Origin of the sequence: Cognatundibacterium crateris, from assembly GCF_010078235.1 — a bacterium.
In the GTDB taxonomy this organism is placed as follows: Bacteria; Pseudomonadota; Gammaproteobacteria; order Burkholderiales; family Burkholderiaceae_D; genus Undibacterium; species Undibacterium crateris.
Window position 1 is genome coordinate 12,271 of the sequence record NZ_JAABOS010000002.1, and the last position, 24,472, is coordinate 36,742.

A 24,472-nucleotide genomic window follows, 5' to 3' on the forward strand; every position below is an offset into this window, starting at 1 on the left:
ATGAAGCGTGAGGCTTAGCGCCCCATCGCATGAGAAATTAATTTGTTCTTTATGAGTGGCAAACGGTCCAGTAAGTTCATTCCCAGATTCCGCACCAGACGCGCCGGTCCCAGATCTGAACCAAATAAACGCGACAAACCATCGGTCGTCACTTGCATTAACAAGACATCCTGTTTGCGCGCACGGCGATAGGCTTCTAATAAACGCGCATCACCACAATCGCGGAATTCATCACGCTGCTTCACCAGACGCAGCAGATCGGCTACATCACCAAAGCCCAGATTCATACCGTGTCCAGCCAGCGGATGCACCACATGTGCTGCATCGCCAATCAGCGCAACCCGCTCAGCAATCAGGCTGTGCGGACGCATCAGGCGCAAAGGAAAGGCTTTAATATCCTCCGGCAGCACAGGCGTCAAATGACCATGCGTCTCCAGACAGTAATGTTCGAGCGCAGACACCAGGCCAGATAAAGGCTCGCGCACCAGGCGGTCAGCCAAGGCATCCGGCGCAGACCAGACCAGCGACACGCGCTGCCCGGGCAGCGGCAGCAGCGCAATAATACCCTGATCTTCAATAAACCATTGATGCGCCACCCCGTGATGCGGCTTGCTGCACTCGAAATTCGCCACTACTCCCTTTTGCCCATAGGAGCGATAGTCCATGCCGATATCACATTGCCCGCGCACCCAGGACTGCGCACCATCGGCACCGATGATCAGCTTCGCTTCAATGCTATCGCCATCCGCCAGCGTCAGCCTGGCAGCCTGCGTATCCACATGCAATTGCTGCGCCTGGCCCACATGCAGTTGCAGGTTTTGCGCAAAACGCAGCGCACTGTCGAGCGCGAGATTCAGATTGCGGTTCTCGACGATCCAGGCTAACTCCTGGGTGCGCGCACTATAGGCATCAAAACCCAATTGCCCATCGCGCTGTTCCGCACCATCCTTGACCTGCATGCCTGTCACCGCAGCCACCCGGCTATGATCGAGCGCACCCCAGACTTTTAACTGATCCAATAAATCATAGGCCACATGGTTTAGCGCGAACACGCGCACATCCCAATCGGCCGACGCCACAATCGGTGCCGCCGACTCGCACAAGACCCGCACAGTCAAACCCGCTTGCGCCAGCCCCAGCGCCGCCGCCTTACCCACCGCGCCATTACCAACGATGCAAATATCACAATGATGTATCTGAGCCATAGCGTGACCTTTTCTTTTATCTTCAACAAGTCAGCCATTATACGGCAGCGCTCCCGCCCCTTCCGATGCGCCAGATCAAGAACAATTGGCGCAGAAAACAAGTATTTTCACCCTCCCCCCTTGCCAAAGCGGGCTTCGATCTCTATAATTCTTGTTTCTTGGCCTGGTAGCTCAGTCGGTAGAGCAGAGGATTGAAAATCCTTGTGTCGGTGGTTCGATTCCGCCCCGGGCCACCAAGAATTAAGCAGTAAAAACAAAGGCTTACAGCGATGTAAGCCTTTTGTCTTTTCTCAACCCAATCTACAATTTATCATCTCGATCTACAATTCTTAGACAGTGGTAAAGAGGCTCAACTATTAGTCGACCTTTCGTTAGCGATATATGCTTCAATATACGCAACCACTCTAGCCGCCCCTGCATCAGTATCAATAAGTTCAATTGGCACTTGATTATCAATGTATGTGTTAGGCTCCTCCATCCACTTGAACACACTCCCACGACTTCCAAGTATAGGTTGGGCTAATTGCAACACTCGCTCCAGCAAGTCAGGGCGGGCATACCAAGAGTCAGGCTTTATGGTAGGCACGTTCCCAGGAATAACTCTTGGTAGCTGTGATTTAGCCAATTCATCTGGAAGAATATGAGAACGAACCCAATGAGCATGCTCAGACAATCCTGTATTGGGTTTGCGATTTTTATTAACAGCAGGAACTACCAATCCAACAGTCACACTCGTATGCAAACGAATCAATTTAAGTGCAGGAGCAATGTCAGTATCATTTGTAACAATGACAATCTGATCAACCTGGTTGGTAGTTGCATCATGGTAGGCTTGCAAAGCAAGATTTACATCCGACTGCTTTTCTTCCATCTTCCAAGCGGTTATCTCTTGACAGTCGCGTGGCAATTTATCGTGATTATCTAAATCGACGACTTTAACCTTTGATTGCGATAACGAGTAATAACCTTCGACTATTTCTATACGCTCCTTGTGATACCTTCTGAGCGCTGTGTGGTAGCGAGCCTGAGATGAGACAGAGTCTGAAGCTTTAGCTGCATTTTCAAGAATTTTAGCTGTAAAAAATTTAATCGCCAGTGGCAAAAGCTCCATTTGACAGGGCTGATTATCTTTTTTTACTAATATTGAGGGCAATATCTGCTTCTCAAAAAGAGAAAGTAAATCAAGCCATTTATAGGGTGACCCCTTTAAACAACCATAATACAGATTGAAACCATCAATATAAACGCGAGTCCTTAGAGGCTTCACGCTATTTACTTCTGCCATTTTCTGCCCTAGAAATGAAAAAACCGGCTTACGCCGGCTTATTCCCCCGCACACTAGTTGGTCAAGCCACGCCAGTCTTGCGGATTAGTTGTTGGGTCTATTCTACGATAACAAATGTTATTGTGCAAGCCCAAAGTTATTCCTCGAAGTCAATCCCCAAAAAATGCACTAATTGAAAGCCCTAAAAATCAATCTATCTCCTTCCTCAAAAATATTGAATGCTTTGACGAAAATTTCTCATAGGATTAAAATAACAAGGTGTCGCCATCTTTTCGAACCAGAGTCGGTCAGCAGAGTCGAAATTCTCGTGTAAAGTGGCGACCCTTTCCCCACATCACCCCTCTTTTGCTTGTGTCCGAGATAAAGGACGTACCCTCTCCCCTTTCCGGTCTCGTGTATAAATCTCAGTTGTGCTTCTGCTCTTATGGCCAAGCAAACTTTGTGCGTGAGCTAAGTCCTCAGTATCCGTAGCCGCCTTTGCACGAAGATCTCTAAACTGAAAACTGACACCAGCAGATTCTCTGGCTTTATCAAAACGAGAACGCAATGCAAAGTAACTCAATCGCTGTCCATCAGGATCTTGCAATAGTGCCGTATTTACCTTATCGCGAGGTTTCGCCAATATCCTTGAAATTATTTCTGCAAGGTCGCCCTCAATTGCAATGCGAAGTTTTTTACCCGTCTTATTCTGAGTAAGCTGAAGGCTCCCGCCGACAATATCGGTCACGTTGAATTTCAGCACGTCTGCTGGGCGCTGCCCTGTACACAATGCCAAATCCATTGCATCTTGAACAGTAGGATGCGCACAAGCCCACACGGCAGAATACTCATCGTCGGATACATATCTGTCGCGTGACTTTTCCTTATGCCCCTTAATTCCGATACACGGATTCGTTTTATCAGTGTAGCCCCATGCCCTGGCATGATTGAATATTGTACTGAAAAGCGCTTTCTCACGATTGGCTCGTACCTTGGCGGTTTCACCTCGAACACGAATATACTCTGCTACATCAAATGGCCGAATGCTATCAATAGGAATCTCTCCAAAAACAGCATCCAGCAATTTGAAATATTGCGTGTAATCTCGCTGAGTGTGCGCTTTGAGAGATGGAAGTACCTCTCGCATATAACGCTGACCAATCACTCGAAAGGTCTTGTCATCAGGATTCACTGTCTCGTCTTCGAGTTCAGCCCATTTCCTACGAGCCTCATTTAAATCATTTCCCAACGGTGTCCACTTACGTGGACTCGTGCTTGAGACATGGTAGTACCATCCCTTTTTTACACTCATGCGCGGAGGCAGATTGTGATTTCCTTGCCGTTTACGACCCATACTATCTGCGAATTAATTGTGAGAGTGCACCAAAGTTTGGTCGAGGCGCCGGATCAATATGCGTACTTACGCTAATACCTGATGCAGCACCCAAGCGGACTTCGAAATAACTCCTCGCTACTCTGGGGCGAAGCTGGGCAGTCAACTCAAACTTCCAGTTATTCTTTTTTAGCCAGAGTATTTGCTTAGAGCGGTATGCGTAACCAGTCAACTCACGCAACTCATTGTCAGTTAGAAACATCAGCAAAACACCTCCCGCTGATCTAAAGGCGCCGTGGCAACCCAACAAACACCGAGCGCCTGATTTGAAAAGAATGTCATGCCATCACTATTATGATCAGCCGCTATTTGCATTACATGGCAATATGCAGCAAATGCATCCGTACCGTACGGTAGCTGATAGTAGTTTTTTTCTGGGACTACAATGCCCCGAGACGACCAATAGCGCTTCTTATTTAGGTCATGGGTATTTTGGTCTTTGGTAATGTATTTGCTGATATACCCTGCGAGCTTGTGTGCGCCATGTTTACCAAAGCCAAATTTATGCGGATCACGCACATTAATTTGACCACCCTGCTTTCCATCATCTGATAGGCCAACAATTTTCTGCCAAATAGAGCGAATCAATTGATAGACCTGTCTACCGCGAACAGCAATATGTATGTGGTATGCACCGCGTACTTGCTTTTCAACAGTCGCAACATAGTGGAATTGTCTGTGCCTTCCCATACGCCGCCGAAATGAATCGTAGTCTTTCTTCAAGCGATCCATATCCTGCATATTTTCTCGGTAAGTTAAGGTAATCATTCGGTCTGCTCCAATCGTCTTGCAGCGAAGCCTAACTGCCTGCCGTGCGCGTTTTGCGCAGTCATCGTTATTCTGTTCTCGCTTTTCAGATTCGCCACGCTTAGCAAGATTTCTAGTTGGTAAAAAGCCTGTTTGTTTAATAAGAACAGAGCGAGACGCACATATTTCTCGCTGTCCATCCGGAAACTGCCTGTCATAAACCATCCAAGTAGTTTTAAGTACAGGACCATCATCAAGCAACCAATTTGCAGTCTCATCTTCCGTCGCTGGGCGACAGTCTTCGAAATCGAATTCAAAATCATTGATAGAACGAATGGAATCATCTATATTTCTAGTCATTGATGCAGCTCCTAAATATTTGTGTCAATCATGGAGACGAACACTTGCCGGTGTTGCGTCTCTTTTTTCTTTATGAAATAAAAAAAACTCTTATAAAACTTATTTATGTCTCTTTTGGCCTATCGAGTATTTGCTGGTTTTCGTTAAGTGTCCCTAATACAAGTTTAGGCGCGCTGCGCGCGCGTCCGTCCTCGCTGTCGCTGCGGGCGTTGCGCTGCTCACTTCGCCTCACTGCAACGTCAAAACCTGCAAAAACTACTGTGCTACCTCCCCGCGCTTAAACATGCTTGTTTGCGGGATACGCTGTTCGCTTCGCGAAGGTCTACCGACCCGGCAGCTACCGCAACCATCGGACGATAAAGCTGTCCGACCGCTACATGTTTAAGAAGAACCTATTTCGTTATTTCACCGCCGAATGGTCTGCAATGAATCAACTATCGCTTTGGGTGCAACGACTTTTTCAAACGGACACGGATTCTGCGACGAGCAGCATATTTCTTACTCATATTTTTCGTCACAATAATCAGAAATTCTCCGTCAGAGGACGCATCGATCAAGCTACCTGCATGCAATTTCATGACTCGCAAAATTTCGTTTGGCAATCTTAAAAACCATTTATTTTTTGTTCGACTAAACAGAAGTGAATTTTTAAGAACGTAAGAAAATTTTCCAGAAATGCGATTCCGCTTTCTCTTGAATTGAAGGAGCGAGATATACAGTCTCGTACTTTTATATTTAAGGGTTAACAATTTTCGATACTTGCAACAGCAATAGAATTTCGGTCTTAGAATCACTCTTGCTGGAGCTATGAAACACCTTAGGTAAAAATGACAAACCAGACGTGCTTTCGTTGTCCTTCTCTTGAGTCAGCCCCCCAAGCACAATCAGCTCACCATCACCTACCGTTACGGTGGTAGACAGTTCCCGTTTCGTCAGCGTTGGAGAATCATTTACCCCTGTTTCAGTTTTGACGAAATCGCTAATCTGCTGATCCACTTGCAAATCAATACCAGATTCGCGTACCTGTGCGGTCAGGCCAAGGATGACGCCAGAAGATCGATATGTGATTGACTGAATAGGCTGGCCACCGCCCTGGGGATACGAAACAGAGCCAAGCGTAGGCACGTCCTGCCCCACCATAATGCGTGAAGCTATACCTGATTTCACGCGCAAGTTAGGCGTACTGACGGCTTTGAATCGCGTATCTCCTGCCAGTGCAGAAAATACCGCGTCGATGCTGTTCGTCTTAATGGTTACGGCGTTCGCTAAGCTGGAAGGATCACCCAAATTGATACCGATTTTTCTGCCTAGAATATTCAACGCCAAAGAGAACGCTGTACCGTCTTTCTTTCCTGTCGAAACTTCATATACCACTGCCTTCACAGATACTTCACCGACCGCGGTGTCTACTTGCGGCAAAAGTTTTTTGAGAAGAGTGATTTCGTCTGTTGTGCCATGAAAGATCAGCGTATCGCTATCCTGATCGATCATGGACGCTGCTGAACCCTGCGGTGCAATTGCAGATGCGGATGGTGTGCCAGTGATGCCAGAAACTGCAGGCGCATGAATCTGGCGATTAACCGTAAAATTGCCCACTTTAAATATAGGTGTCAGCAAGCCGACGATATAAGAAAGTGGTCGATAACGAGTGCGATAAACAAATACTTCTTGAGTCGGCTCTGTCTTCCCTGCTGTTTTTTTGGTCGCTATAAAATCTACGCCATTGCGTGTTTCAACAGCAAAACCTAGCGCATCCAGAAAGTTTTTCCAAAACTGGTGCAAATCTCCGCTACCGGAATCAAAGCGAAATGAGACTTGCCTATCATCTCGCAGGACGGCTGGATCGATGACATAAGGCTGCTTTAAGGCTTCCATGTATACCAAACCAATAACCTGGGATACGGTAATCGCCTGAAAATCAAACTTAACTGGATTCGGCAAACCCTGAATAGGTAGGCGTATATTCGGAACCGGTGAAATTTCGGTTCCAATGGCCGGCAACGCAAATACGAAGAAGAGTGCTGGCAACCATTTCATTTAACGACCTCTGCTGCCGTTGCTGCGACGATGCCAGAACCGCCACGATTTACCGCGCCCGACCACCGTGTTACCTTGTCGCCGTCAATATCACCGATTACAGCTTGCCCATGCGATTGAAACATCGACGGGGATTCGACCCGCAATCTTCCCACAGAATTGACAACCACAATCCAGCGCGTGCCGTTGGCAAGATACTCGCCGGCGTAGCGCCATTCTTGCGAGAAGTTAGGTTTGGGTGGCTCGAATTTAACTGTGGCCGCAACCCCGTTAGTACGTTCAGCTTGTCCAGGCGTATTGCTTTTAGCTGAAATCAGTTTCGTACTCATACCATCAGGCGTGTGATGAAAGAAACGCCATGCGGATACGCCGCCGACTGTAATACACAAGACAGTGCCTATCGCATAAAGCCAAAGGGTTTTGTTGGCGAGAATATTCTGACGCTTATCGATTGCAGTTTCAGTTCCCTTGCCACCGGCATAACTCTGATACAACGGGAAAATTTCAGGATTATATTTTTTTTGGCGATCATCAATCCTTGTCTTTGCGTTGAGTTTCCAGCCTTCATAAATCTCAACACGATAGCGTGTAGAAAATCCCAAGGATTTATGCTTTTGCGTGCGGAATGCGAACTCAATCACATTCTTGACTGAGCGATGCAAACCGGTGATGTCTTGTGTCATCAAAACCACGTCACAGGCAACAGACGTATCGGAGTGCACATAGTGACGATGCATCCGGAAAAATTGCATATGTTCGTGACTGAGCTTGCCGCAATCGGTTCCCCAAAAGCGCCACGCTTCATCAATCGCCACCAAATCACCACCTTGAACAACGGATACCAATTCAGGTTTCTCTTCATCCGGAAAAAACTGAGGCTCTGAAATGCGTTCGTTACCGACGTGAATAATTTTTCCGAGTTTGTCTGCATTGGCATCACGCTTACTAATCAGATAATCATGCACAAGGTCTTCATTAATTCCGGCGACATTGGTGACTACACGACGACCCTGCATGATGGCGTCAAGCATCGGACCTGAGACAAATTCGTAGGATTTACCAGAGCCTTGCAAGCCTACGTAAGCATTAATCGACATAATTATCCAATCACTGGAATACGGCGAATGATGAACCGTGTCGCGTAAGCAGACACGACCGTCGATATGCCAGTAGAAACGCTAAATAAATCGAGGAAATACCACACTGAACTGGGAATGCCTGATAAGGCGCTTGCCAGCGAGGATGCTTGCGTCGCACCTGGATACAGATTTGAGGAAACCAGTACGTTGACGAATTCTTTGACGATAAAAAATAAGGCAAAGAATGTGACAAATTTTACGAGGACAGAACGCAGCAAGAAACCAAGCATTGTTCGCAGTACAGATAACAGAATTCCAAATAATGCAGCTGGCATGATGACCTCAGGCGGAAAGAAGGATAAACAGGCCGACGATGAGCCATACCACCAACATGATTGCGCCTAATGCGGCTCGATTTTGTTCGGCAATCGTGCAATGCGAATCCATCACAAACGATTTTCCAAACACAGTGAAAGTCGGTTTTGGACAATCGGCGGAATGACCAGGTGTTTGAAATGAGCGCAATTCCGGCAGCAGCGAAATGAGCGGCGAGAGGATGCTGGCGGCGTCTGGCGTTTGTTCCAACGACGGGTCTGCAACACCAGGATCCGCCCCCATATCCACTTTAACTGGGTTGCCAACCATGACAGTCGGCGTATTCATCACGTTCACATTTGTTCCAATCGCAGGAACGGGAGGTGGTGTCGGCGTAGGAACGGGTACAACGATGGTGACGGTCGGTGACACAGGAACAGTCTGCGTTCCTGGGGAACTCGCAGGTGTCAGCATGTCACCCAAAGTCGGTAATTGATTCTTTTGGTTTTGCTGCCATGTCGCGACGTCTGCTGCGGTAATTGGCTGACTCGCAGAATAGGGTTGTCCATGATAGTTTGGATCACTGGCAGCCTGCTGCCACGCTGCATTGGCGACTGCGGCAAGTTGATCGGCGGACAGAGGCATTTTCAGCGTGTCGTCTGTCATATTCGCAACTGCGTCAGACAGGTTATTGAATGTCTGCGGAGCATAGCGAGGATCGCCAAGCATATTAGATGCATTGACTACTGGAGCGGTCGTCGTCGATGTCCACACACCATTATTATTTGTCCAATGCGTAGACATACTGCTCTGCACAAGGCGTGCTTGTTGACCAGGCACAGAGGGTTGCTGCCAAGCTGCACCCAAATAGATAACGGGGAATCCATCGGTATGCGGAGGCGTGGCAGCATTAATTGTGCTAACCCAAATGCCATTGAATTTGTCAACATCAGATAACTGTTTTCCAACGACGACTACAGAACCGCCTGCGGTATAAAATGGAAAAGAAGATGCTGTGATTCCAGCAGGGAAAGCAGGGAATAAATTACACCAACTATCTGTCGCGTAGCACTGCGCCGTTTTAAACACCAACATTCCGGCCGATGCAGCATTGACATACGCATCGTTGAAAGGCGAGGTTGATGGCACGCTTGCTGGTGGTGCATAAGAACTGATATTCGTATTCGGAGCCGCATTCTGAATGCTTACCTTTCCATCCGCGGTTATTTTGACATTGGCGGTCGGAACACCAGGTGACACGGCTGCGGTATTGGCAAAATAAAGCGCACCAAGCGTGGTAATGGCGAGCGAAGCCGCGATTGTCATCCATACAGGAGCACCCGCGATGGCAAGCGCACCACCTGCGATTGCAGACGCAATGTTCAGTCCAGTCATTTGTCTGCTGATCCCAGCCATAGTTGCACTGTAAATTGGATCATTGGCAGCCTTTGCCAGCCAGACCGCATCGTTTGCTGCGGCACCTTCAGCAACGGCAATACGATTAGCGACAATTCCCGCGACAGCCCGATTCATTACAAAATTTGCGGCTCGCGTCATTGGTAATGCCTGCGAATGAGCGAACTGCTGATGAATCAGCATGCAGCACAAAATGAAGACAACAAAAATGACTTTGAATTGCACCATCGAAATAAATTTTTTCTTCATAGAACGACCCAAGCAATCAATTTGCAAGTCATCGTCAGTGCAGCAATGATTCCGATCACAATGAAAATTGCCATCGCGGTGTGAAATATCTGAAATCTATTCGTATAGATTTGATAGAACGGTATTACCGCTGCCAAGAAAAATGGCTCCCACCAAGATTTCGTTTCTTCGAAGGCCAAAATTTGAAATAAAGTATTGCAATAAACGACTGCACAAACGCAGCCAATCGCGATAAAAAATATCATCATGATCTCTCCTTAACCGTTTTTTATCCCACTCACAACCGCCCAACCACTGACCATGCCCCAGGCAAAAATGATCAGATACCACAGTTCATTAATCGTCATTTCTCGTCCTTAAAAAAAGGGGCTGAATAGCCCCTTAAATTGCATAGGTCATGCGGTCGTTCTAGCGACCTTTGATCATACCGACCACAGTTTTTGCGCCGCGAATTGCGACGAATAAACCAGCCAATGTTGCGCTAATGGCCAGCACTGCAGTAATTGTCGAAGTCATATCAACTGCGCCAGTTAATGAAGATAAGTCGGGGCCACCCGCAGCCTGTGCAGAACCCGCGAAGGTCAAACTCGACACAGCAATCGCACCAACCATTGCCAAACCGCGTTGAATATTTTTTTTCATCTTTACCACTCCATTTTTAAATCCGGGGATGCGCCCGGTCGCATTGTTAGCCTCGGCGTATTACCCCTAGGGCTGAACCAATTCCTTGTGATACAAAATACAATCCAACTATCATGCTGAAGGCCAGCGACCAGATACCGCTTGCATATCCATAGTCAAAAGGCTCCGTCGCTGCCTCAAAATTTCCTTGCTGACTCGGATCAATGACGTACGCTTGCACCCCAGCCGGTGCAAACATCTGAGTACCCTGATCAGGGCACAATGAACGAACTGCCGGAGGCGGCGTATTCATGACAGGCGTACAGACGATTACTGTTTGTATTGATCCGGTCGGCATTTTTAAGCCGCTTTCTTATCTTCTTTGGCTGGAACAGGGCGGGCAGATTGTCCAAATGAATGAAGATTTTTTAAACGGGCACCAATTCGCTTTTCACGATCGACGACCAGCTCAAAGTCAGCTAAATATTCACCTGGCAAGGTTTCTGACAAGTGCTTTGGCAGCAGCAATTCGCCAACCATTATTTGTTCGCCTTTTTCATCATCGACATACTTGACAATGCACTGCGCTAATTTCATTTCACCGTCCATTCCGGTTTTTTTCGATGTGTATTTCAGTGTGTTTATTCCTACGATTTGCAAATGATGCTTGTTATCGATTGACATATTTTCCCTTTTCTTTTGTAGATGAAAACTTAATAAAATTTAAATGTAATCTCTGGTAATTTGAATTCAATACAATCCCTAAACTCATGAAATTGAATCCCATTAGATGCTAATATTCATTTGTTTAAGACGTATATCCCATTGCGAACAGAGGATAAACCGTTTAATTAAATTAATAAATCCATCTAATTGAGTGAAAATATACACTTAATTAGATTTTCAGGCAAGTTTTCTACAAAAAATTTAGGAGGGGAATTTATGACTAACGGTTCAGACGGAAATGAATTAGTAAATCTGCGCGAAGAATTGAGCATGGATAGCATCGGAAGCAGACTAAAACTGCTGATACTTGCCGAAACCCCAGAAAAACGACGCTTTCCAATCCTCGAACATGCGACTGGCATTCCAGAAAATACTTGGAGAACTTGGTGGTCGAAGAAAGGTTCAGCCCCAAGCGGGGCGCTAGTATCAGCTGCAGCTAGAAATTGGCCGCAATTCGCATTTTGGCTAGCATCTGGATTAACGGATATTGAATTTGGTCATTGCATTCCAAAACTGCATGTTGCAGTTCAGGGTTACGTGAGCAACTATCCTGAAGATAACTTTATTGCTGATCGAACTCTAGCAGGTGAATATTTTAGAGTATGCAGAGAAATACAAGACGCGAGAAAAAGTGACAATAAAGACGCAAACGAAAGAATTGATATTTTGAATAATACGAGGCAATTCATCATGAAAAAAAGACGCCACGAGATTCTAGAAGGCAAATTTTTTGAAAGAATTACTGGGCAAGCATTGGGGGTGAAAAATTTGTAAATAAGACGAATTTGAATTAATTTTCGCCTCCGCGAAAATGTCTGAAAAAATTACGTTTATATAAAATAAAATCTACCTCAAAAATCACAATACAATAAGTAAGAGACCATGATTTATGAGGTAGCTATTTCCGCAGACTAAAATAGTCTGAAAATATACGAACACCGTCGCACTTCATTAACGCTCGTTAAAGTTTCTGCTAACTACCGAGAAGCGCACCTATTCTTTTACTCTTTCAAATTCGGCGTTACCGTTAACCAAATGCCCAGTTTTCTTGTCAACAGACATCGTATTTTGATCCAGTCCCGACCCAGTTGATAAAATTCCGTCTTTTATGGTGGCAGGCTTATTAATATTTTGAAGCTTACCATCCACGAAACTAGGCCGGGTTTCCTTTACGAGGAAGCTATCGCCGTTTTGCACTATTTCAAGCTTGTATTCTTTCCATTTTACACTCACCCATTTACCCAAAAATTTATCTCCACCCTTATCGCATGCGGACAGCAAAACGGCGAAGGTAATCGCAAATAACGTCTTCCTCATTCAAATCTTCTTTTTTGAATTGAAATTGATTTTCTTAGAATTCTTTAGTCCAACTATTAATTCCACAATCGCAATGAGCTTCAGTCAGTTAAGTTAGTAGACATAAATGCAGTCACAAAATCCTAACGTAACATCTACCTTATAAGTCAAATATTCTTATAACCTTATGCAAGTGTGACTTTTAAAGTAGGTACAAAAATTTTCAGAAAATGATTTTATATTTAATCAATAAAAAGAAACCATATATTAAAAAACTAAAAATTCCCAATAAGGCAATTGTTTATTTATTTTATAATATCTTTTTAGTAAATTTTTTATGAAAAATGGCTGATCCTACAATTCAACAAATAGACAATTCCTCCGCTTCTCCTTCACACAATTTTTGGACGTACACTGAAAGAGTAATAAAAGCGATAGCCTGGATAGCTGTTTCCTTAGCACTATTATTTCACTTTACTGGTGAAATAGCACAACAAAGCTATTCTGAACGTTTAGGTATAAAAGGCTCACTTTTCGAAAAAAGCCTTTTTCAAATCGAGATAAAAGGCATGTTATCTGTTATGGGGACATTTGCAGAAAGCTTACCATCACCGTCCACTCAAAATATCACAATACTTATAATGCTAGTTATCGCGCTATGTGCGGGTCTACTATTTTCGATTTATATTTGGCTTAATCAAAAATATCCCGAAAAAACAAATATTAGGAAAAAGTTGGTAATGCAGATCGAAGGTAAAAAATCTCCATTTAAAAAATTTTTATACGCGACAGCCATCTTTTTTACTGGTGAAATGTTGTTAATACCAGGGCCAATCCTATTCGTTGCTTTCCTATGTCTGCCAATACTGATATTTGGAAATGTAGCGACAAACTATGGGCGGAACGAGGCAGCACGTGATCTGAAAGATTTTCAACAGCCTTGTAACGAATCGCGAGATTATGAGCACTATTGCGCAACTTTACAAAAACCAAATCAAGCTGAAATTAAGGGATTTTTAATTGATAGCTCCGATAAATATGTCGCGATATATGAAGAAAAGACGAAGCAAATCCGAATCTCAGAATTGAAGGATGCGACAATTATTTTAAGCTCCATCAATGGAAAAAATAACCGCTGAATGCAGCCTTATTTTTTTTAGCGAACTGTATACCTTGAATCATTTCATCCTCTTTTTTTCTTTCTACAATTCTGCAATAAGCTAACCGATCAATAGCTATTAAGAGGCTTGAAATATACGTTTTGTAGACTACATCTATCTTAAGATATTGATTTTTTTAGTATTTGGTAATGCTTGAAAATCCTTGTGTCGGTGGTTCGATTCCGCCCCGGGCCACCAAGATATAAGCCGCTTAACGGAGCAATCTGTTAAGCGGCTTTTCTCTTGGTATCAATCACATGTCTTCGTCCTTACTTTGCTTGATTACTGAAAATCAAGTCTGTCACTCGATTGCCCTTATTTTCGATCGCTACAAGCGAAATTTACTTGTGCGGAGATCATACGGCAAAACACTTATGGTCCAGTTTCATATTGATTAAGACAATTGCGCTAATCAATATGAAAAAAACCATGCTTAAATCACTTAGACCCGAAATATACCCTTAAGCAATATCGCGCTAGTTAATTACTCTGAATAAAAGAGATTAGTCTGATCATGTGATTCAACAAATTCATACTTGACCGTTTGCTCTAACGCTTTTTGTAGTGGCACAGGTGAGACAAATCCGGTACTTGTAATCGATGTATCAAATACAGAATTCGAACAGAATTTTTTAACTCGAATAGAACTTATAACCATCTTCTTGCCAGATAAAAATGCTACAAAATCAAAGCATTTCCCAATTGAATAACCCAAAAAATATGGCAATCTAAAACCAACTTTTTCGGGTTTACCTATAATTTTATTGACTATTTTGACCAAAGTATTCATCGTAAAATCTGGTTTATCGATGAAGTTATATACGTGAATACCTGGCTTAAACGTCAATGCAAACTCAAGAAACGCGACAACGTTTTCAACGTAAGCTATAGACTTTCTGTTCTCACCATTTCCGATCATCAAAAAACGTCCAGAAGCAATTTGACGGAGCAGGTTATAAACATTTCCCCGATTTCTCTCCCCAAAAACAACCGTCGGGCGCACTATAACCAAGGTTCGCTCTTTTGGTGCTTCAGCTTGCCACTCTTTGAAAACTAATTCCGCCTCATATTTTGTACGCCCATAATCATTAAAGGGCAAAATTTTTCCTTCTTCAGATGTACCTAGGGGAGCAAATCCATACACTGCAACAGAACTTGTAAAAATTATTTTTTTTACATTCTTTTCTTTTGCGACCTTACAAATATTTATTGCCCCCCCCACATTTACATCGTGATACAAAGAAAGTGGTCGAACATCATCTCTATGCTCTGCAGCTAAATTAATGATAATTGAGTCTTTTGAAATTGACTCTCGAAGCTGCTCAAAATTTCTTACATCTGCATTTTTCGTCTGCTGAGGAAATTCTTTACTTACTACTTTATCCACAATATCAAAAAGATACACCCCGTTAGTAGCCAAGCGACTCGCCAATCGCGTGCCAATAAAACCGCTACCACCAATAACACTTATTTGACTCATTCAAACCTCTTTGCTAATTTCAAAAGTTGCAATTATCTAGACTAAAATATCATCTAACCATCCACTCAATGAATACTTTTGATATATTTCTACGGATGCTGGCTTATAGGGTTGAATAAAAAAATCTTCTTCTATCTTTAACGTAGAATTTCTATCAAATACTCGTACGTTTTCGGGATTGTAAAAGTCATAATCCACAATATGAGAATTAGTCGTTATAATTTTCGTCTCTGAGCCAAAAGCTTCAAACGTTCTCATTGTCAGCCCAGTTTGTTTGGGATGTTCAATATCAAGAACTGCAGCGGAATTAAAAAAAATTTCCGCTACTGCGGCTTTACCTAAAGACGTAAAATTAAAGTCGGATAATTTAGCATCTTTGAAATTTCGATTTCCAACTTTGTGCGCAAAATAAACCCACCGGGCTTGGAGATAAAGATAACGATAGAATGTTATGTTTTCGGGGAGACTTTTTGCTACGGTATTAGATACACTAAATCTATCCGAATGAGCTGTGCCCACAAAACTAAGATCATATTTGGGGAGAACTTTTATTTTGCGTTGAAATCTATCATTGAAAAATAATGGGCGAAATTTCATGCCATATTGTTTCTCATCATTTTTGTCGAACGTAAAACAGGAATCGAAATAAACCAAATTTTTATCTAAGCCGCGACGATTTCTCATCGAGTCCCACATATAAAACACAAATTTTGCTGATGGAAAAGTGGACTTTAAGGCGCTCAAAAAATTCTCAGATAATCCTTCACCAACCAAAACCAAAACCAAATCATAATTTGAACGTCCAAATTCCTCGATTGCACTAAAATAGAATTTATCTGCAAATCGTAAAAACCTTTCTCGCTGCAAACGTAACATACCCTTCATAAACACACTGGAAAACGGCTTGTCCGAAATAAAATCAACAACCGCGCCACGTTTTATGAGCTCTGCTTTTATGTCATTTTGATAGCCAAAAAATTCCGGGGAAATTACCAAAACATTTTTATTGAATAAATCAAGCATTTGAGACAACTACCTTCCCAGGAATTCCTACCACTGTACAGTTAGCTGGAATTGAGTTTAAAACGACCGAATTTGCACCTATCTTAGAAAACTCGTCTATGGTAATTCCGCCCAAGACTTTAGCCCCGGCGCCTACAATTACTCCATTTCGAATTACTGGTCGGGTTGTAACATCAAAATGCATGTCAAGTGAAACTGCTCCCAGCGTAACGCCTTGAAATATAGTTACGTTATGACCAATTTCAGCTGCTCCGATAACGGTACCGCTTGTATGGGGCAACAAAAGTCCATAACCAATTTCACACCTTGGCGTGCATTCAACACCAAAAATAAAAAAATTAAGCCATGTGAAAAAGACCGCAAATGGATATAACAATTTTTTTTTGTGACAGTATCTAGCTAATCGAATAAAAAAAACTGGAAAAAATCTTGGATTCAAGAGATTTAAATAATTGACTTTAGCGTCATCTCGTTGGTGTAACGGGTCATCTAGTCGAACTAGATCCGAACGCAACAATAAAAAAAACTCCTTTAATGTCACGCATTGTCTCCCACGTTTCCCATTAAACCTTTTTCGACTAACTCCATTACAGATTTCCCATAGGCAGCTTTATTCTGTTCAGGCTGTGACGCCGCCCATTCAAGAAAGAAACCAAGGCCATCTTTGAAATCAGTTTTCGGTTTAAAACCGAGAACTCGCTCAATCTCTGAAATATCAGCGATGTTATGACGGATATCACCTATCCTAAAGGCGCCGGAAATTGCAATTGAACTTGTACTATCAAAAAAACTCACTATTTCTTTAGCCACTGACATAACACTCGTCGCTTTACCTGACCCGACATTTAAAGCACCGACATAGGATCCAGAGTATTTAATAGCTAAAACAGTCGCATCGACAACATCATCGATATAAACAAAGTCCCGCGACTCATCACCATCCTCATATACTTCAATATTTTCATTTTGACGGGCTAAATTAGAGAATACTGCCAATATTCCTGTATAAGGATTTTTCAAAGACTGTCCTGGCCCGAAAACATTCTGATACCTAAGAGCGAAGCCATTGATACCCCGCGTACGCGCATACATTAAAATAGCTTGCTCTTGAACCTGTTTAGTTAGTCCATAAACAGACATTGGCTTAAACGGAGCATTTTCACTGGTAGGGGTTAATTGCAACGGATCTCCACATAAAGGACAAATAGGATCAAATAACCTATTTGATAAATTTATCCGAGTACGCTGATCTGGAAAAACAGTATTATGACGTTGGCACGTATATGCACCTTCACCATATATAGCTCTGCTAGAAGCAACAATGATGGACTTCAGATTTATGCCGCAATTGGTATTTTGTAAGACGTCAAGAAGAACTGCCGTTCCCTGTACATTCACATTAAAATATTTTTCTATTTCATACATTGATTGGCCAGTCCCTGTTTCTGCTGCAAGATGAACAAGGCACTCTACTTCACTCAAAGCACTAGCAACGGCTGTTTTGTCCAATACACTCGCTTTATAAAGAGTCACTTTATTAGCAATATCATCTGGAAGATCACTATATGCATGAATTTGTTCGTTAAAATTATCTAAAATACGAATCTCATCACCATATTTCAGCAACTCACGAATCAATTTCTGACCAATAAAGCCTGCACCACCAGTTATTAATATTTTCATTTTTTCATTTAAATTAAAAAATTGTTTTTTAAACACAAAATAGTTATATTTTTTGCTTATCAATTAAAGCTTTTATATTTACAACTTTATGCCAATCGTAAGCTTAAAAGTCTTATACGTAAATAAGATCAATACTACTACTTGGATAAAAGCAGCAAAATAGATTGCATGTATTAAGTCAAACAGATTACCAAACACACCGGCGACAACCAATGCTTGAACACAAACTGAAAATAATGAATATTGTAAAAGCACATGAGCCAATCCCCTTGTACGCAATAAATATTCTTGACAGTCTGATGCCAAGACTGAGCTATATACAATGACAGCCATAATTAAAGATCCCGCGTCTTTATATTTCGCAAGTCCCGGAATCATAATTGCAATACCCTCCCAAAAAGGCATAAATAAAGCTGCAACAATTACATATGCTAAATTTGGCAAAATAAACCATGCTTGTATAATCCAAAGTGACTTCCACTCACCCCGCTTTAATGATGCAAGGGTATGCCCATACATTTGAGTTGTTACAGATAAGAATAAAGAACAAGGCAACTGAGCAATCATTGAGAAAAAAAACAAGCCTGTTTCATGTGCCCCACAAACGAAAGGGATAACCAGTCTAAGTAATGACGAATTCACAAACTGAAATAACCTTGCAAACCAAAGCGTTCTTTCAGCTGATGTTAGAAAAAATCTAAATCTGCTTCTAATTTCGAATGCTCTAACTCTTAGTACATTCGAATTTAAAAAAACAAACAACATGAAAACACTAGCAATAAGATCTATTCCGGCCACTAACAATGGCGAGCCAACACGAGTTAACATCAGAAGAAAAATAGCTGGCAAATTACGTAACACCATAAAAAATGCAAGTGTACGATGAGCCTGTTGCATTCTAAGCATCAAATCAAGAGCTGCTCCAATATATTGAGAAAGAAGAAGTAACGATATGGACAAAATTAATTGATCTGGAAAAGTGCAAATGAAAGTCGCACCTAAAATAAGACTAAATCCAGCTCCAACTAAAATTGTCAAAATCAGTATTTCTTTACGCACAGCGGCAATTAACTGATGACGTAAATAGGAATTTTTTGAAAAATCACTAAACCCTCTGACCATTATGTCGAGGTACGCTGGGAAAGGAATGATAAGCAAAGACAGAGACGCTAATGAGATTGCAGTCCCATATGCACCAAAATTTGCTACTGACATTTGTGCAGCCAACAAATATTGCTTCACCAAACCGGCGCATACAAAAATGATATTTGCACCTAGTCCAGAAATAAATATTTTTAACATCTTAAATTATAATTCTTCAAACTTAGCAGCCTCTCGAATTGTTATTCAACTAATAAAATGACTCTCTTCCGGTAAATAGTCGCCTAACTGAACATGACATAGTCATTTCTTGTGAGTGTAATTGTTGATTGAGCCAGCGTATTCTGTTCAAGCGTACATTTTCAGGTTCAGACAAGCGATCATCAATCAAAGCCATTAAAGAGACCTCATCTGCAAATACGAATTCCGATATTTTTTCGCCAAACACAGATATGCTGTCCTCGCAAATAACTTGTACTGGAGATCCAGCATAAGTCATGATCTCGCTTGAACGTGGATACAGAGAACTATCGCCAGACTTTGAACCTGCGTCTAAATTCACAGCCAAGCTTTTGTAAAATTCAAGGCGAGAATCTAAAGAATATAAAGACGCTTGGGCATTAAAGCCGAAGCGCCTCCAATTCTCTCCAATAATTATTAGATTTGACGAAAAATTATCGTTAACTAAATTTAAGATTTTGAAGCGCAAATAATTTTTCGATAAAACTTTCGCCTGCCGCTGCTCGTTCAATGAGCTTAAATTTGCATTTATTAAGGTATTGAATTCCTCAGTTAAATAAAATTGATAGCCGAATTTGTCAATAAGATCATCAAAATGTGTTATCCACCAGTTAGTGCCATTCGGCAGATCGCTAGTCAAACTCACATCTCCAATAAAACCAATTTTCCGAGGTGCAAATTTCACCTGCACATCTTTTTTCGGTTGAGGTGCAAAAACAAAGCGTTCAACTGCAGGATATTCATCATCCTTAAAAAAACACACTCTTTTGTTTGGTTTAAAACTAAGTCGATCAGGAAATTCGTCTGCATAATTCCAAAGCATACGCACACAAGAATCTCCCAAAAATTTAGCGAATACTGTATCCCCCCAAAACTTATCACTAAATATAATAGAAAATTTTGCACCAAAGATTCTCGAAATACCCAACAAGAGTAACAACGGATATGCAAAAGGGATTAACGTAACCATGAAACGATAACCTGCATCTATTGCACCATCTCTCAACAATGGAATATCTCGCAAACGTCCACGCTTACAAACAAAAAAAAGTGTGTGTTTCATTCAGCAATTCATATCGTAAAGTTATTTTGCTCTCTTTGACCCAACCAAAAGCCTCGCCATCTCTCTTAATCTGGTCCTAAAAGTGAGATCACCTGCATGTCGGGCTTTATAAGTTGTACCAATTTTGGCAGAAATTGTCTCATGCTCTGGACGCCCATTCGCGTAATAGTACATTGCTATACTTTTCCTTGAGTTTCCCTCTGGGAACGTATGCGGATCAGGTTGCCCATGAAACGAAAAGTCATTCGTATTAAAAATTACAAGCCTATTAAAAATTGGCTCTATCTTTTTTTGGATACTCATATCTGTGCTTGCCAGCACTAGTTCCCCCCCCCAAGATGGCTCCCAATTTTCATTTAAAAATAGTATCGCATTGATACGACGATCTAATTTTAGGGTGTTATGGTAATTAAAATCGGTATGAATTTTTAGGAAACCACCTGGCAATGTTTCATGAACGCCACCGCCGAGTAAATACGGATCACTCGTCAACTCGTCAATTCCTGTTAACTCGGATAACAAAGAAATAAAACTTCCGCAATTTAGATAGGAAATTAAGTTAAAGATAGCGGGAGGAAAAAGATTCCAATCATCGCAAGTTAACTTGCCAACGGTTGTCGCATCATAATAGCTAGTATTGTGACGAATATCTGCAAATTCACGTACTACTTCTCTCAAGACGTCTACATCAAAAACATTATCTATTACCAAACTTTGGAATGGTTTGGCATTTAAAAATACTTCTTTCAAAGAGCACTTTTTTTCAGAAGAAGATAAGATTGGTGAAAGTTGAATCATTGATTAACCTTTATAAAATTTGATTGATATTTTTTTAATATTTTTTGAACTGGTAACTCAAAAAAACGTTCGACTAACAATGCGAAAAAAATTGTCAAAGTAAGAACAATAAAAAATACCAGCTCTGTTTTTTTTACATATTGAGATTTCGTAACAATCAGATAAACAATAGGATGCAGAAGATACGTTCCGTAGCTAATATCACCAAAAAAAATGCAAATGCGTTTAAGCAGCGGGGATACCGGGTTGAATCGTGAAAAGAAAAAAACAATGCACACAACGAGTGCAAGCAGGCAGATTCCCCTTATCCCAGTTAAGGTTTGTACCGCCGATATTCCGCTAGAAAAAAGGAGAACTATAAAGAAGAAAACACCGATTAAAAATGACCAGGGTTGATTCTTATCTTTCTCTAATAAAATAAATTTACCAACAAGAATGCCTAGAAAGAAATATGCTATGAATGCCAAAGGTTGTGTATACGGCACCCATATTTCTTTGAAATTAACAACTCCATGTAATGTCAGTTCTACAAATGAGATCTGAGCTAGAACAAAAAATATAGTAATAACTCGCCAATGGACGCTAAACGCCAAAGCAATCATTAATGGAAATAAAAGATAAAAAACAAATTCAATTCCTAAGGACCATCCTCCAAGAATTAAAGATGTACCACCTGGGTTACCCAACCCAAATAACATAGAAGCAGTTAGTAGACTTTTTTCAATCAGATTGAAAGAAAAACCATCGACAAAAAGTCCCCTAAGAAACATCAGTAATTCAATTAAAATCAGTAACGGCGCAAGTCGGATAAAGCGTAATAAGATAAATTCAACGATGGAAAAGTTATTATCGAATTTTGCTTTATAAGACAAGGTCAAACTGGCTCCACTTAAAACAAAAAAAATATAGACGCCATGCAATCCCCAAGAATACAATTCAACATCTACTTGCCATATCATCAGATGATAGGCTGCGACCAAAATTGCACACCATCCCCGAAGTAAATCAAAACCGAGAATTCTATTTTTCATTATATAAATCTCTGAGGTTACTGATGCGCACATCACCCCACTCAAGCACGCTTTTTATAAATCGCGATAAATAAAAGTCCAAAATAACTAACCGCATATGTGTTGAATATCCCAGAATATGGGATAACAAAAATCATCGCTCCAGTTAAACTTTGAAATGCAAGGCCATAAATGTTTTTAGACCTTATTTTTAAAGCGGCCACAATCATAAATGCAATAACAACTAAATATAAAATTGGAAATAAAAAACCAAAATCAAGGTAAAGATCCCCCATAAACCCCCACCAAGCTCCCTGATTTGAAATTTCAGGTCCATTCTCTCCAAGCTTGACTCCAATGATTTTTGCAAAGGGAGATATGACGAGAAAAAACGAATGCGCTCCCAAGCTATATGGACTGGCATTAAAGGAAATTAGGCGAAGTAACTCAGGAATCCCTTGGGTCAAGTAAATAGCAATGGTATATGTTGCCAAACCTAAATATTCGATTACCCATGCTCCCAAATTAGTTATTTTTATCCCAAAATAGCCTGCGATATAACCTGCTGCCAGACTTAGGTCACCAAACTTAGCTTCAAAACGCTGATTTGTAGTCATTAATATAAATAAAATCAATATCGACGTAACTCCAAAAATCAGTCTTTTATTTCGAATAAAAGGGTGATTTATCAGTTCTGCAGTTATTCCAATCACTAAAATATAAAACACCAACTGCAATCTACTTACGTTAACAAAAAAATTAAGCGAAATTGCAAACACAACCAAAATTGAAACAAGAGTGATTTTAAGTTTTGATTTCTCTACTTTCGAATACACGACAAGAGAGCTTAGAGCAATAAAAAAAAAAGATCTAAACAAATTTCCAATCGCAGAAAAAAACGAAGATGTGGCAGTTCCATCAAGGGAGCTTTCTACTAGCGTGATGTATCTTTCCTGTAGATTTCCGAAATCTAGCCCACCAATATAATTAGCTTGCTCGGACAAAACTAACTGACATCCGATGATAGATAATAAAGAGAAAAATACCGCGCTCCTATGAACCTTTCCAAAACCCTGGATTTCGTTCACATTCAGTTGCGCACCACATCTAAATTTTTTTTCGACAGATTTAATTACTGCATAACCCAAAAAGACTAATACAAATAAAACAAAAACAGCAAAGTATGACAAATCGGGAAATTCTGCGATTGGCAACATATAAAGTGCAATAGGAATAGCCCATCCCCAACAATACAGTCGAGAGAAAATCGAACTTTGTATTTTTTGTGGTTGCATTAATTAAATCACCTTATTGTTATCTTATATATAGTCGATTAACGTATGAATCAAATTGACCTTTGTTAATATTTCTATTTTTTACTGAATAGTCATACACAGCAATAGGCCCTACAGAATATTCAACTTGAAGCAACAATCTTCTGCCATTTCGTGGCGGCTGCCCTTTATGTAAACCGAACGTATCCTCCAAAAATGCGTCGCCGGTTTTCCCAGATAAAGACAAGATATTTTCATGAGGGAAAGAGGAGTAAACTTCATCATCTAGTATCCTGCGGATTTTCAAAAACCGTTGATCTCGATGAGATCCTTTGACGAAACAATGGGGACCATTCCCCGCATCCACATCGCTCAAATACACAAAAAATTTTACAAATTTAAAATCATCAACATCTCGATGATAATTTTCTGCTTCTTGCGCACTTCCGTCAGCAGGAATCGACCACCAAATACTAATATTAGAAATAGTTGGCTTACAACCTAAATACTTCCCAGCAATATCTAAAATTTGTGGGTTATTTGCCAAAGCAATCACATCTACGGAACTCACAATATCTTTTGTGAAATATTCCGCGACATGCACATTTTCGGGCACGTTATCTATATAAAACCCACTTCGCTGCAGATCGAAACGCTCTTTCAAAGGCAATCCCACGAGATGTTCTTTTATTCTAGTAATAGCATCAGCGGAAACAAATTGATTTAAAAGAGTAATTCCATCGCGCTCCAATTCTTGGGAGAAGATATTACTTTCGGTGAATTTTTGAATGTATTTGGGTTTTGCAAATACTACTATCTTTGTAATGACCTTCCTTAATGGATACCAGGTTGCTAAACGTTGCAACCCATACATCCAAATTTGAGGGCGAATTATATTTTTGGCAATCATTTTCAATTAAAGCCTCGCTAGA

At 41.3% G+C, this 24,472-nt stretch carries 25 protein-coding genes and 1 tRNA gene; 3 read left to right on the forward strand and 23 right to left on the reverse strand.

Annotation, left to right across the window (positions count from 1 at the left end):
* Positions 1–14: 14 nt before the first annotated feature.
* Positions 15–1,205 (reverse strand): FAD-dependent monooxygenase, encoded by a 1,191-nt coding sequence (locus EYB48_RS03235; protein ID WP_162018872.1) that lies wholly within the window; start codon positions 1,203–1,205, stop codon positions 15–17.
* Between the two features lie 160 nt (positions 1,206–1,365).
* Here EYB48_RS03235 and EYB48_RS03240 point away from each other — a divergent pair.
* A tRNA-Phe gene (locus EYB48_RS03240) sits at positions 1,366–1,441 on the forward strand.
* Between the two features lie 113 nt (positions 1,442–1,554).
* Here EYB48_RS03240 and EYB48_RS03245 read toward each other — a convergent pair.
* The 11 genes from EYB48_RS03245 to EYB48_RS03295 all read right to left on the reverse strand — a co-directional run bounded on the left by EYB48_RS03245 (position 1,555) and on the right by EYB48_RS03295 (position 11,370).
* Positions 1,555–2,490 (reverse strand): antitoxin Xre/MbcA/ParS toxin-binding domain-containing protein, encoded by a 936-nt coding sequence (locus tag EYB48_RS03245; protein WP_162018873.1) that lies wholly within the window; start codon positions 2,488–2,490, stop codon positions 1,555–1,557.
* Between the two features lie 334 nt (positions 2,491–2,824).
* Entirely contained in the window at positions 2,825–3,823 is a 999-nt protein-coding gene (locus tag EYB48_RS03250; protein WP_162018874.1) for a tyrosine-type recombinase/integrase, read from the reverse strand.
* Between the two features lies 1 nt (position 3,824).
* The gene (locus EYB48_RS19500) at positions 3,825–4,064 is read right to left on the reverse strand and encodes a DUF4224 domain-containing protein (RefSeq protein ID WP_162018875.1); all 240 of its coding nucleotides are present in this window, start codon (positions 4,062–4,064) and stop codon (positions 3,825–3,827) included.
* On the reverse strand, positions 4,064–4,969 hold the full coding sequence (locus EYB48_RS03260; RefSeq protein ID WP_162018876.1) for a rolling circle replication-associated protein: 906 nt from the start codon (positions 4,967–4,969) through the stop codon (positions 4,064–4,066). Before EYB48_RS03260 ends, EYB48_RS19500 begins: the two co-directional genes overlap by 1 nt.
* A 735-nt stretch (positions 4,970–5,704) precedes the next feature.
* The gene (locus EYB48_RS03265) at positions 5,705–7,006 is read right to left on the reverse strand and encodes a type II secretion system protein GspD (protein ID WP_162018877.1); all 1,302 of its coding nucleotides are present in this window, start codon (positions 7,004–7,006) and stop codon (positions 5,705–5,707) included.
* Complete coding sequence (locus EYB48_RS03270) at positions 7,003–8,103, reverse strand: zonular occludens toxin domain-containing protein (protein WP_162018878.1); 1,101 nt, start codon at positions 8,101–8,103, stop codon at positions 7,003–7,005. Before EYB48_RS03270 ends, EYB48_RS03265 begins: the two co-directional genes overlap by 4 nt.
* Positions 8,104–8,105: 2 nt before the next feature.
* A complete protein-coding gene (locus tag EYB48_RS03275; RefSeq protein ID WP_162018879.1) occupies positions 8,106–8,420 on the reverse strand; it encodes a DUF2523 family protein in 315 nt (104 codons plus the stop codon).
* A 7-nt stretch (positions 8,421–8,427) separates the two neighbouring features.
* Complete coding sequence (locus EYB48_RS03280; protein ID WP_162018880.1) at positions 8,428–10,065, reverse strand: hypothetical protein; 1,638 nt, start codon at positions 10,063–10,065, stop codon at positions 8,428–8,430.
* Positions 10,062–10,313 carry a hypothetical protein gene (locus tag EYB48_RS03285; RefSeq protein WP_162018881.1) on the reverse strand — a complete coding sequence of 84 codons (252 nt, stop codon included), beginning with the start codon at positions 10,311–10,313 and terminating at the stop codon, positions 10,062–10,064. Before EYB48_RS03285 ends, EYB48_RS03280 begins: the two co-directional genes overlap by 4 nt.
* 160 nt (positions 10,314–10,473) lie before the next feature.
* Positions 10,474–10,707: a hypothetical protein gene (locus tag EYB48_RS03290; protein ID WP_162018882.1), complete on the reverse strand. Its 234-nt coding sequence runs from the start codon at positions 10,705–10,707 to the stop codon at positions 10,474–10,476.
* Between the two features lie 339 nt (positions 10,708–11,046).
* Entirely contained in the window at positions 11,047–11,370 is a 324-nt protein-coding gene (locus EYB48_RS03295; RefSeq protein ID WP_162018883.1) for a hypothetical protein, read from the reverse strand.
* Between the two features lie 258 nt (positions 11,371–11,628).
* Here EYB48_RS03295 and EYB48_RS03300 point away from each other — a divergent pair, with 258 nt between their 5' ends.
* A complete protein-coding gene (locus tag EYB48_RS03300) occupies positions 11,629–12,186 on the forward strand; it encodes a hypothetical protein (RefSeq protein WP_162018884.1) in 558 nt (185 codons plus the stop codon).
* A 219-nt stretch (positions 12,187–12,405) separates the two neighbouring features.
* Here EYB48_RS03300 and EYB48_RS03305 read toward each other — a convergent pair whose 3' ends face one another.
* Positions 12,406–12,729 (reverse strand): lipoprotein, encoded by a 324-nt coding sequence (locus EYB48_RS03305; RefSeq protein WP_162018885.1) that lies wholly within the window; start codon positions 12,727–12,729, stop codon positions 12,406–12,408.
* Positions 12,730–13,052: 323 nt separating this feature from the next.
* Between EYB48_RS03305 and EYB48_RS03310 the strand changes: the two genes are divergently transcribed.
* Positions 13,053–13,847, forward strand: a complete 795-nt coding sequence (locus tag EYB48_RS03310) for a hypothetical protein (RefSeq protein ID WP_162018886.1) — start codon at positions 13,053–13,055, stop codon at positions 13,845–13,847.
* Positions 13,848–14,352: 505 nt separating this feature from the next.
* On the opposite strand, the gene EYB48_RS03315 is transcribed toward EYB48_RS03310, so the two are convergent.
* Genes EYB48_RS03315 through EYB48_RS03360 form a run of 10 tightly spaced genes read right to left on the reverse strand, consistent with a single transcriptional unit; the run spans position 14,353 to position 24,450 of the window.
* Positions 14,353–15,348 (reverse strand): NAD-dependent epimerase/dehydratase family protein, encoded by a 996-nt coding sequence (locus tag EYB48_RS03315; protein WP_162018887.1) that lies wholly within the window; start codon positions 15,346–15,348, stop codon positions 14,353–14,355.
* Positions 15,349–15,384: 36 nt separating this feature from the next.
* Positions 15,385–16,380: a WaaS/CpsH family glycosyltransferase gene (locus EYB48_RS03320; RefSeq protein ID WP_162018888.1), complete on the reverse strand. Its 996-nt coding sequence runs from the start codon at positions 16,378–16,380 to the stop codon at positions 15,385–15,387.
* Positions 16,364–16,912, reverse strand: a complete 549-nt coding sequence (locus EYB48_RS03325; RefSeq protein WP_162018889.1) for a serine O-acetyltransferase — start codon at positions 16,910–16,912, stop codon at positions 16,364–16,366. Before EYB48_RS03325 ends, EYB48_RS03320 begins: the two co-directional genes overlap by 17 nt.
* A complete protein-coding gene (locus EYB48_RS03330) occupies positions 16,909–18,090 on the reverse strand; it encodes an NAD-dependent epimerase/dehydratase family protein (protein WP_328823231.1) in 1,182 nt (393 codons plus the stop codon). The genes EYB48_RS03325 and EYB48_RS03330 overlap by 4 nt, the downstream gene beginning before the upstream one ends.
* 42 nt (positions 18,091–18,132) lie before the next feature.
* Positions 18,133–19,356, reverse strand: coding sequence for a hypothetical protein (locus tag EYB48_RS03335; RefSeq protein WP_162018890.1), 1,224 nt, complete (start codon positions 19,354–19,356; stop codon positions 18,133–18,135).
* Positions 19,357–19,405: 49 nt separating this feature from the next.
* The gene (locus tag EYB48_RS03340; RefSeq protein ID WP_162018891.1) at positions 19,406–20,458 is read right to left on the reverse strand and encodes a hypothetical protein; all 1,053 of its coding nucleotides are present in this window, start codon (positions 20,456–20,458) and stop codon (positions 19,406–19,408) included.
* Positions 20,459–20,479: 21 nt separating this feature from the next.
* Positions 20,480–21,256: a 2OG-Fe(II) oxygenase gene (locus tag EYB48_RS03345; protein WP_162018892.1), complete on the reverse strand. Its 777-nt coding sequence runs from the start codon at positions 21,254–21,256 to the stop codon at positions 20,480–20,482.
* The gene (locus EYB48_RS03350) at positions 21,253–22,287 is read right to left on the reverse strand and encodes an acyltransferase family protein (RefSeq protein ID WP_162018894.1); all 1,035 of its coding nucleotides are present in this window, start codon (positions 22,285–22,287) and stop codon (positions 21,253–21,255) included. The genes EYB48_RS03345 and EYB48_RS03350 overlap by 4 nt, the downstream gene beginning before the upstream one ends.
* A gap of 41 nt (positions 22,288–22,328) precedes the next feature.
* Positions 22,329–23,561, reverse strand: coding sequence for a hypothetical protein (locus tag EYB48_RS03355; RefSeq protein ID WP_162018895.1), 1,233 nt, complete (start codon positions 23,559–23,561; stop codon positions 22,329–22,331).
* Between the two features lie 19 nt (positions 23,562–23,580).
* Positions 23,581–24,450 carry a phytanoyl-CoA dioxygenase family protein gene (locus EYB48_RS03360; RefSeq protein WP_162018896.1) on the reverse strand — a complete coding sequence of 290 codons (870 nt, stop codon included), beginning with the start codon at positions 24,448–24,450 and terminating at the stop codon, positions 23,581–23,583.
* Between the last annotated feature and the right edge of the window lie 22 nt (positions 24,451–24,472).

Coding starts and splice junctions, on each gene's coding strand:
- EYB48_RS03360 (WP_162018896.1), bottom strand. CDS start 24,450: ATGATTGCCAAAAATATAATTCGCCCTCAAATTTGGATGTATGGGTTG.
- EYB48_RS03335 (WP_162018890.1), bottom strand. CDS start 19,356: ATGTTAAAAATATTTATTTCTGGACTAGGTGCAAATATCATTTTTGTA.
- EYB48_RS03350 (WP_162018894.1), bottom strand. CDS start 22,287: ATGAAAAATAGAATTCTCGGTTTTGATTTACTTCGGGGATGGTGTGCA.
- EYB48_RS03355 (WP_162018895.1), bottom strand. CDS start 23,561: ATGCAACCACAAAAAATACAAAGTTCGATTTTCTCTCGACTGTATTGT.
- EYB48_RS03235 (WP_162018872.1), bottom strand. CDS start 1,205: ATGGCTCAGATACATCATTGTGATATTTGCATCGTTGGTAATGGCGCG.
- EYB48_RS03270 (WP_162018878.1), bottom strand. CDS start 8,103: ATGTCGATTAATGCTTACGTAGGCTTGCAAGGCTCTGGTAAATCCTAC.
- EYB48_RS03285 (WP_162018881.1), bottom strand. CDS start 10,313: ATGATGATATTTTTTATCGCGATTGGCTGCGTTTGTGCAGTCGTTTAT.
- EYB48_RS03275 (WP_162018879.1), bottom strand. CDS start 8,420: ATGCCAGCTGCATTATTTGGAATTCTGTTATCTGTACTGCGAACAATG.
- EYB48_RS03305 (WP_162018885.1), bottom strand. CDS start 12,729: ATGAGGAAGACGTTATTTGCGATTACCTTCGCCGTTTTGCTGTCCGCA.
- EYB48_RS03300 (WP_162018884.1), top strand. CDS start 11,629: ATGACTAACGGTTCAGACGGAAATGAATTAGTAAATCTGCGCGAAGAA.
- EYB48_RS03295 (WP_162018883.1), bottom strand. CDS start 11,370: ATGTCAATCGATAACAAGCATCATTTGCAAATCGTAGGAATAAACACA.
- EYB48_RS19500 (WP_162018875.1), bottom strand. CDS start 4,064: ATGTTTCTAACTGACAATGAGTTGCGTGAGTTGACTGGTTACGCATAC.
- EYB48_RS03290 (WP_162018882.1), bottom strand. CDS start 10,707: ATGAAAAAAAATATTCAACGCGGTTTGGCAATGGTTGGTGCGATTGCT.
- EYB48_RS03250 (WP_162018874.1), bottom strand. CDS start 3,823: ATGGGTCGTAAACGGCAAGGAAATCACAATCTGCCTCCGCGCATGAGT.
- EYB48_RS03310 (WP_162018886.1), top strand. CDS start 13,053: ATGGCTGATCCTACAATTCAACAAATAGACAATTCCTCCGCTTCTCCT.
- EYB48_RS03315 (WP_162018887.1), bottom strand. CDS start 15,348: ATGAGTCAAATAAGTGTTATTGGTGGTAGCGGTTTTATTGGCACGCGA.
- EYB48_RS03340 (WP_162018891.1), bottom strand. CDS start 20,458: ATGAAACACACACTTTTTTTTGTTTGTAAGCGTGGACGTTTGCGAGAT.
- EYB48_RS03245 (WP_162018873.1), bottom strand. CDS start 2,490: ATGGCAGAAGTAAATAGCGTGAAGCCTCTAAGGACTCGCGTTTATATT.
- EYB48_RS03280 (WP_162018880.1), bottom strand. CDS start 10,065: ATGAAGAAAAAATTTATTTCGATGGTGCAATTCAAAGTCATTTTTGTT.
- EYB48_RS03260 (WP_162018876.1), bottom strand. CDS start 4,969: ATGACTAGAAATATAGATGATTCCATTCGTTCTATCAATGATTTTGAA.
- EYB48_RS03345 (WP_162018892.1), bottom strand. CDS start 21,256: ATGATTCAACTTTCACCAATCTTATCTTCTTCTGAAAAAAAGTGCTCT.
- EYB48_RS03265 (WP_162018877.1), bottom strand. CDS start 7,006: ATGAAATGGTTGCCAGCACTCTTCTTCGTATTTGCGTTGCCGGCCATT.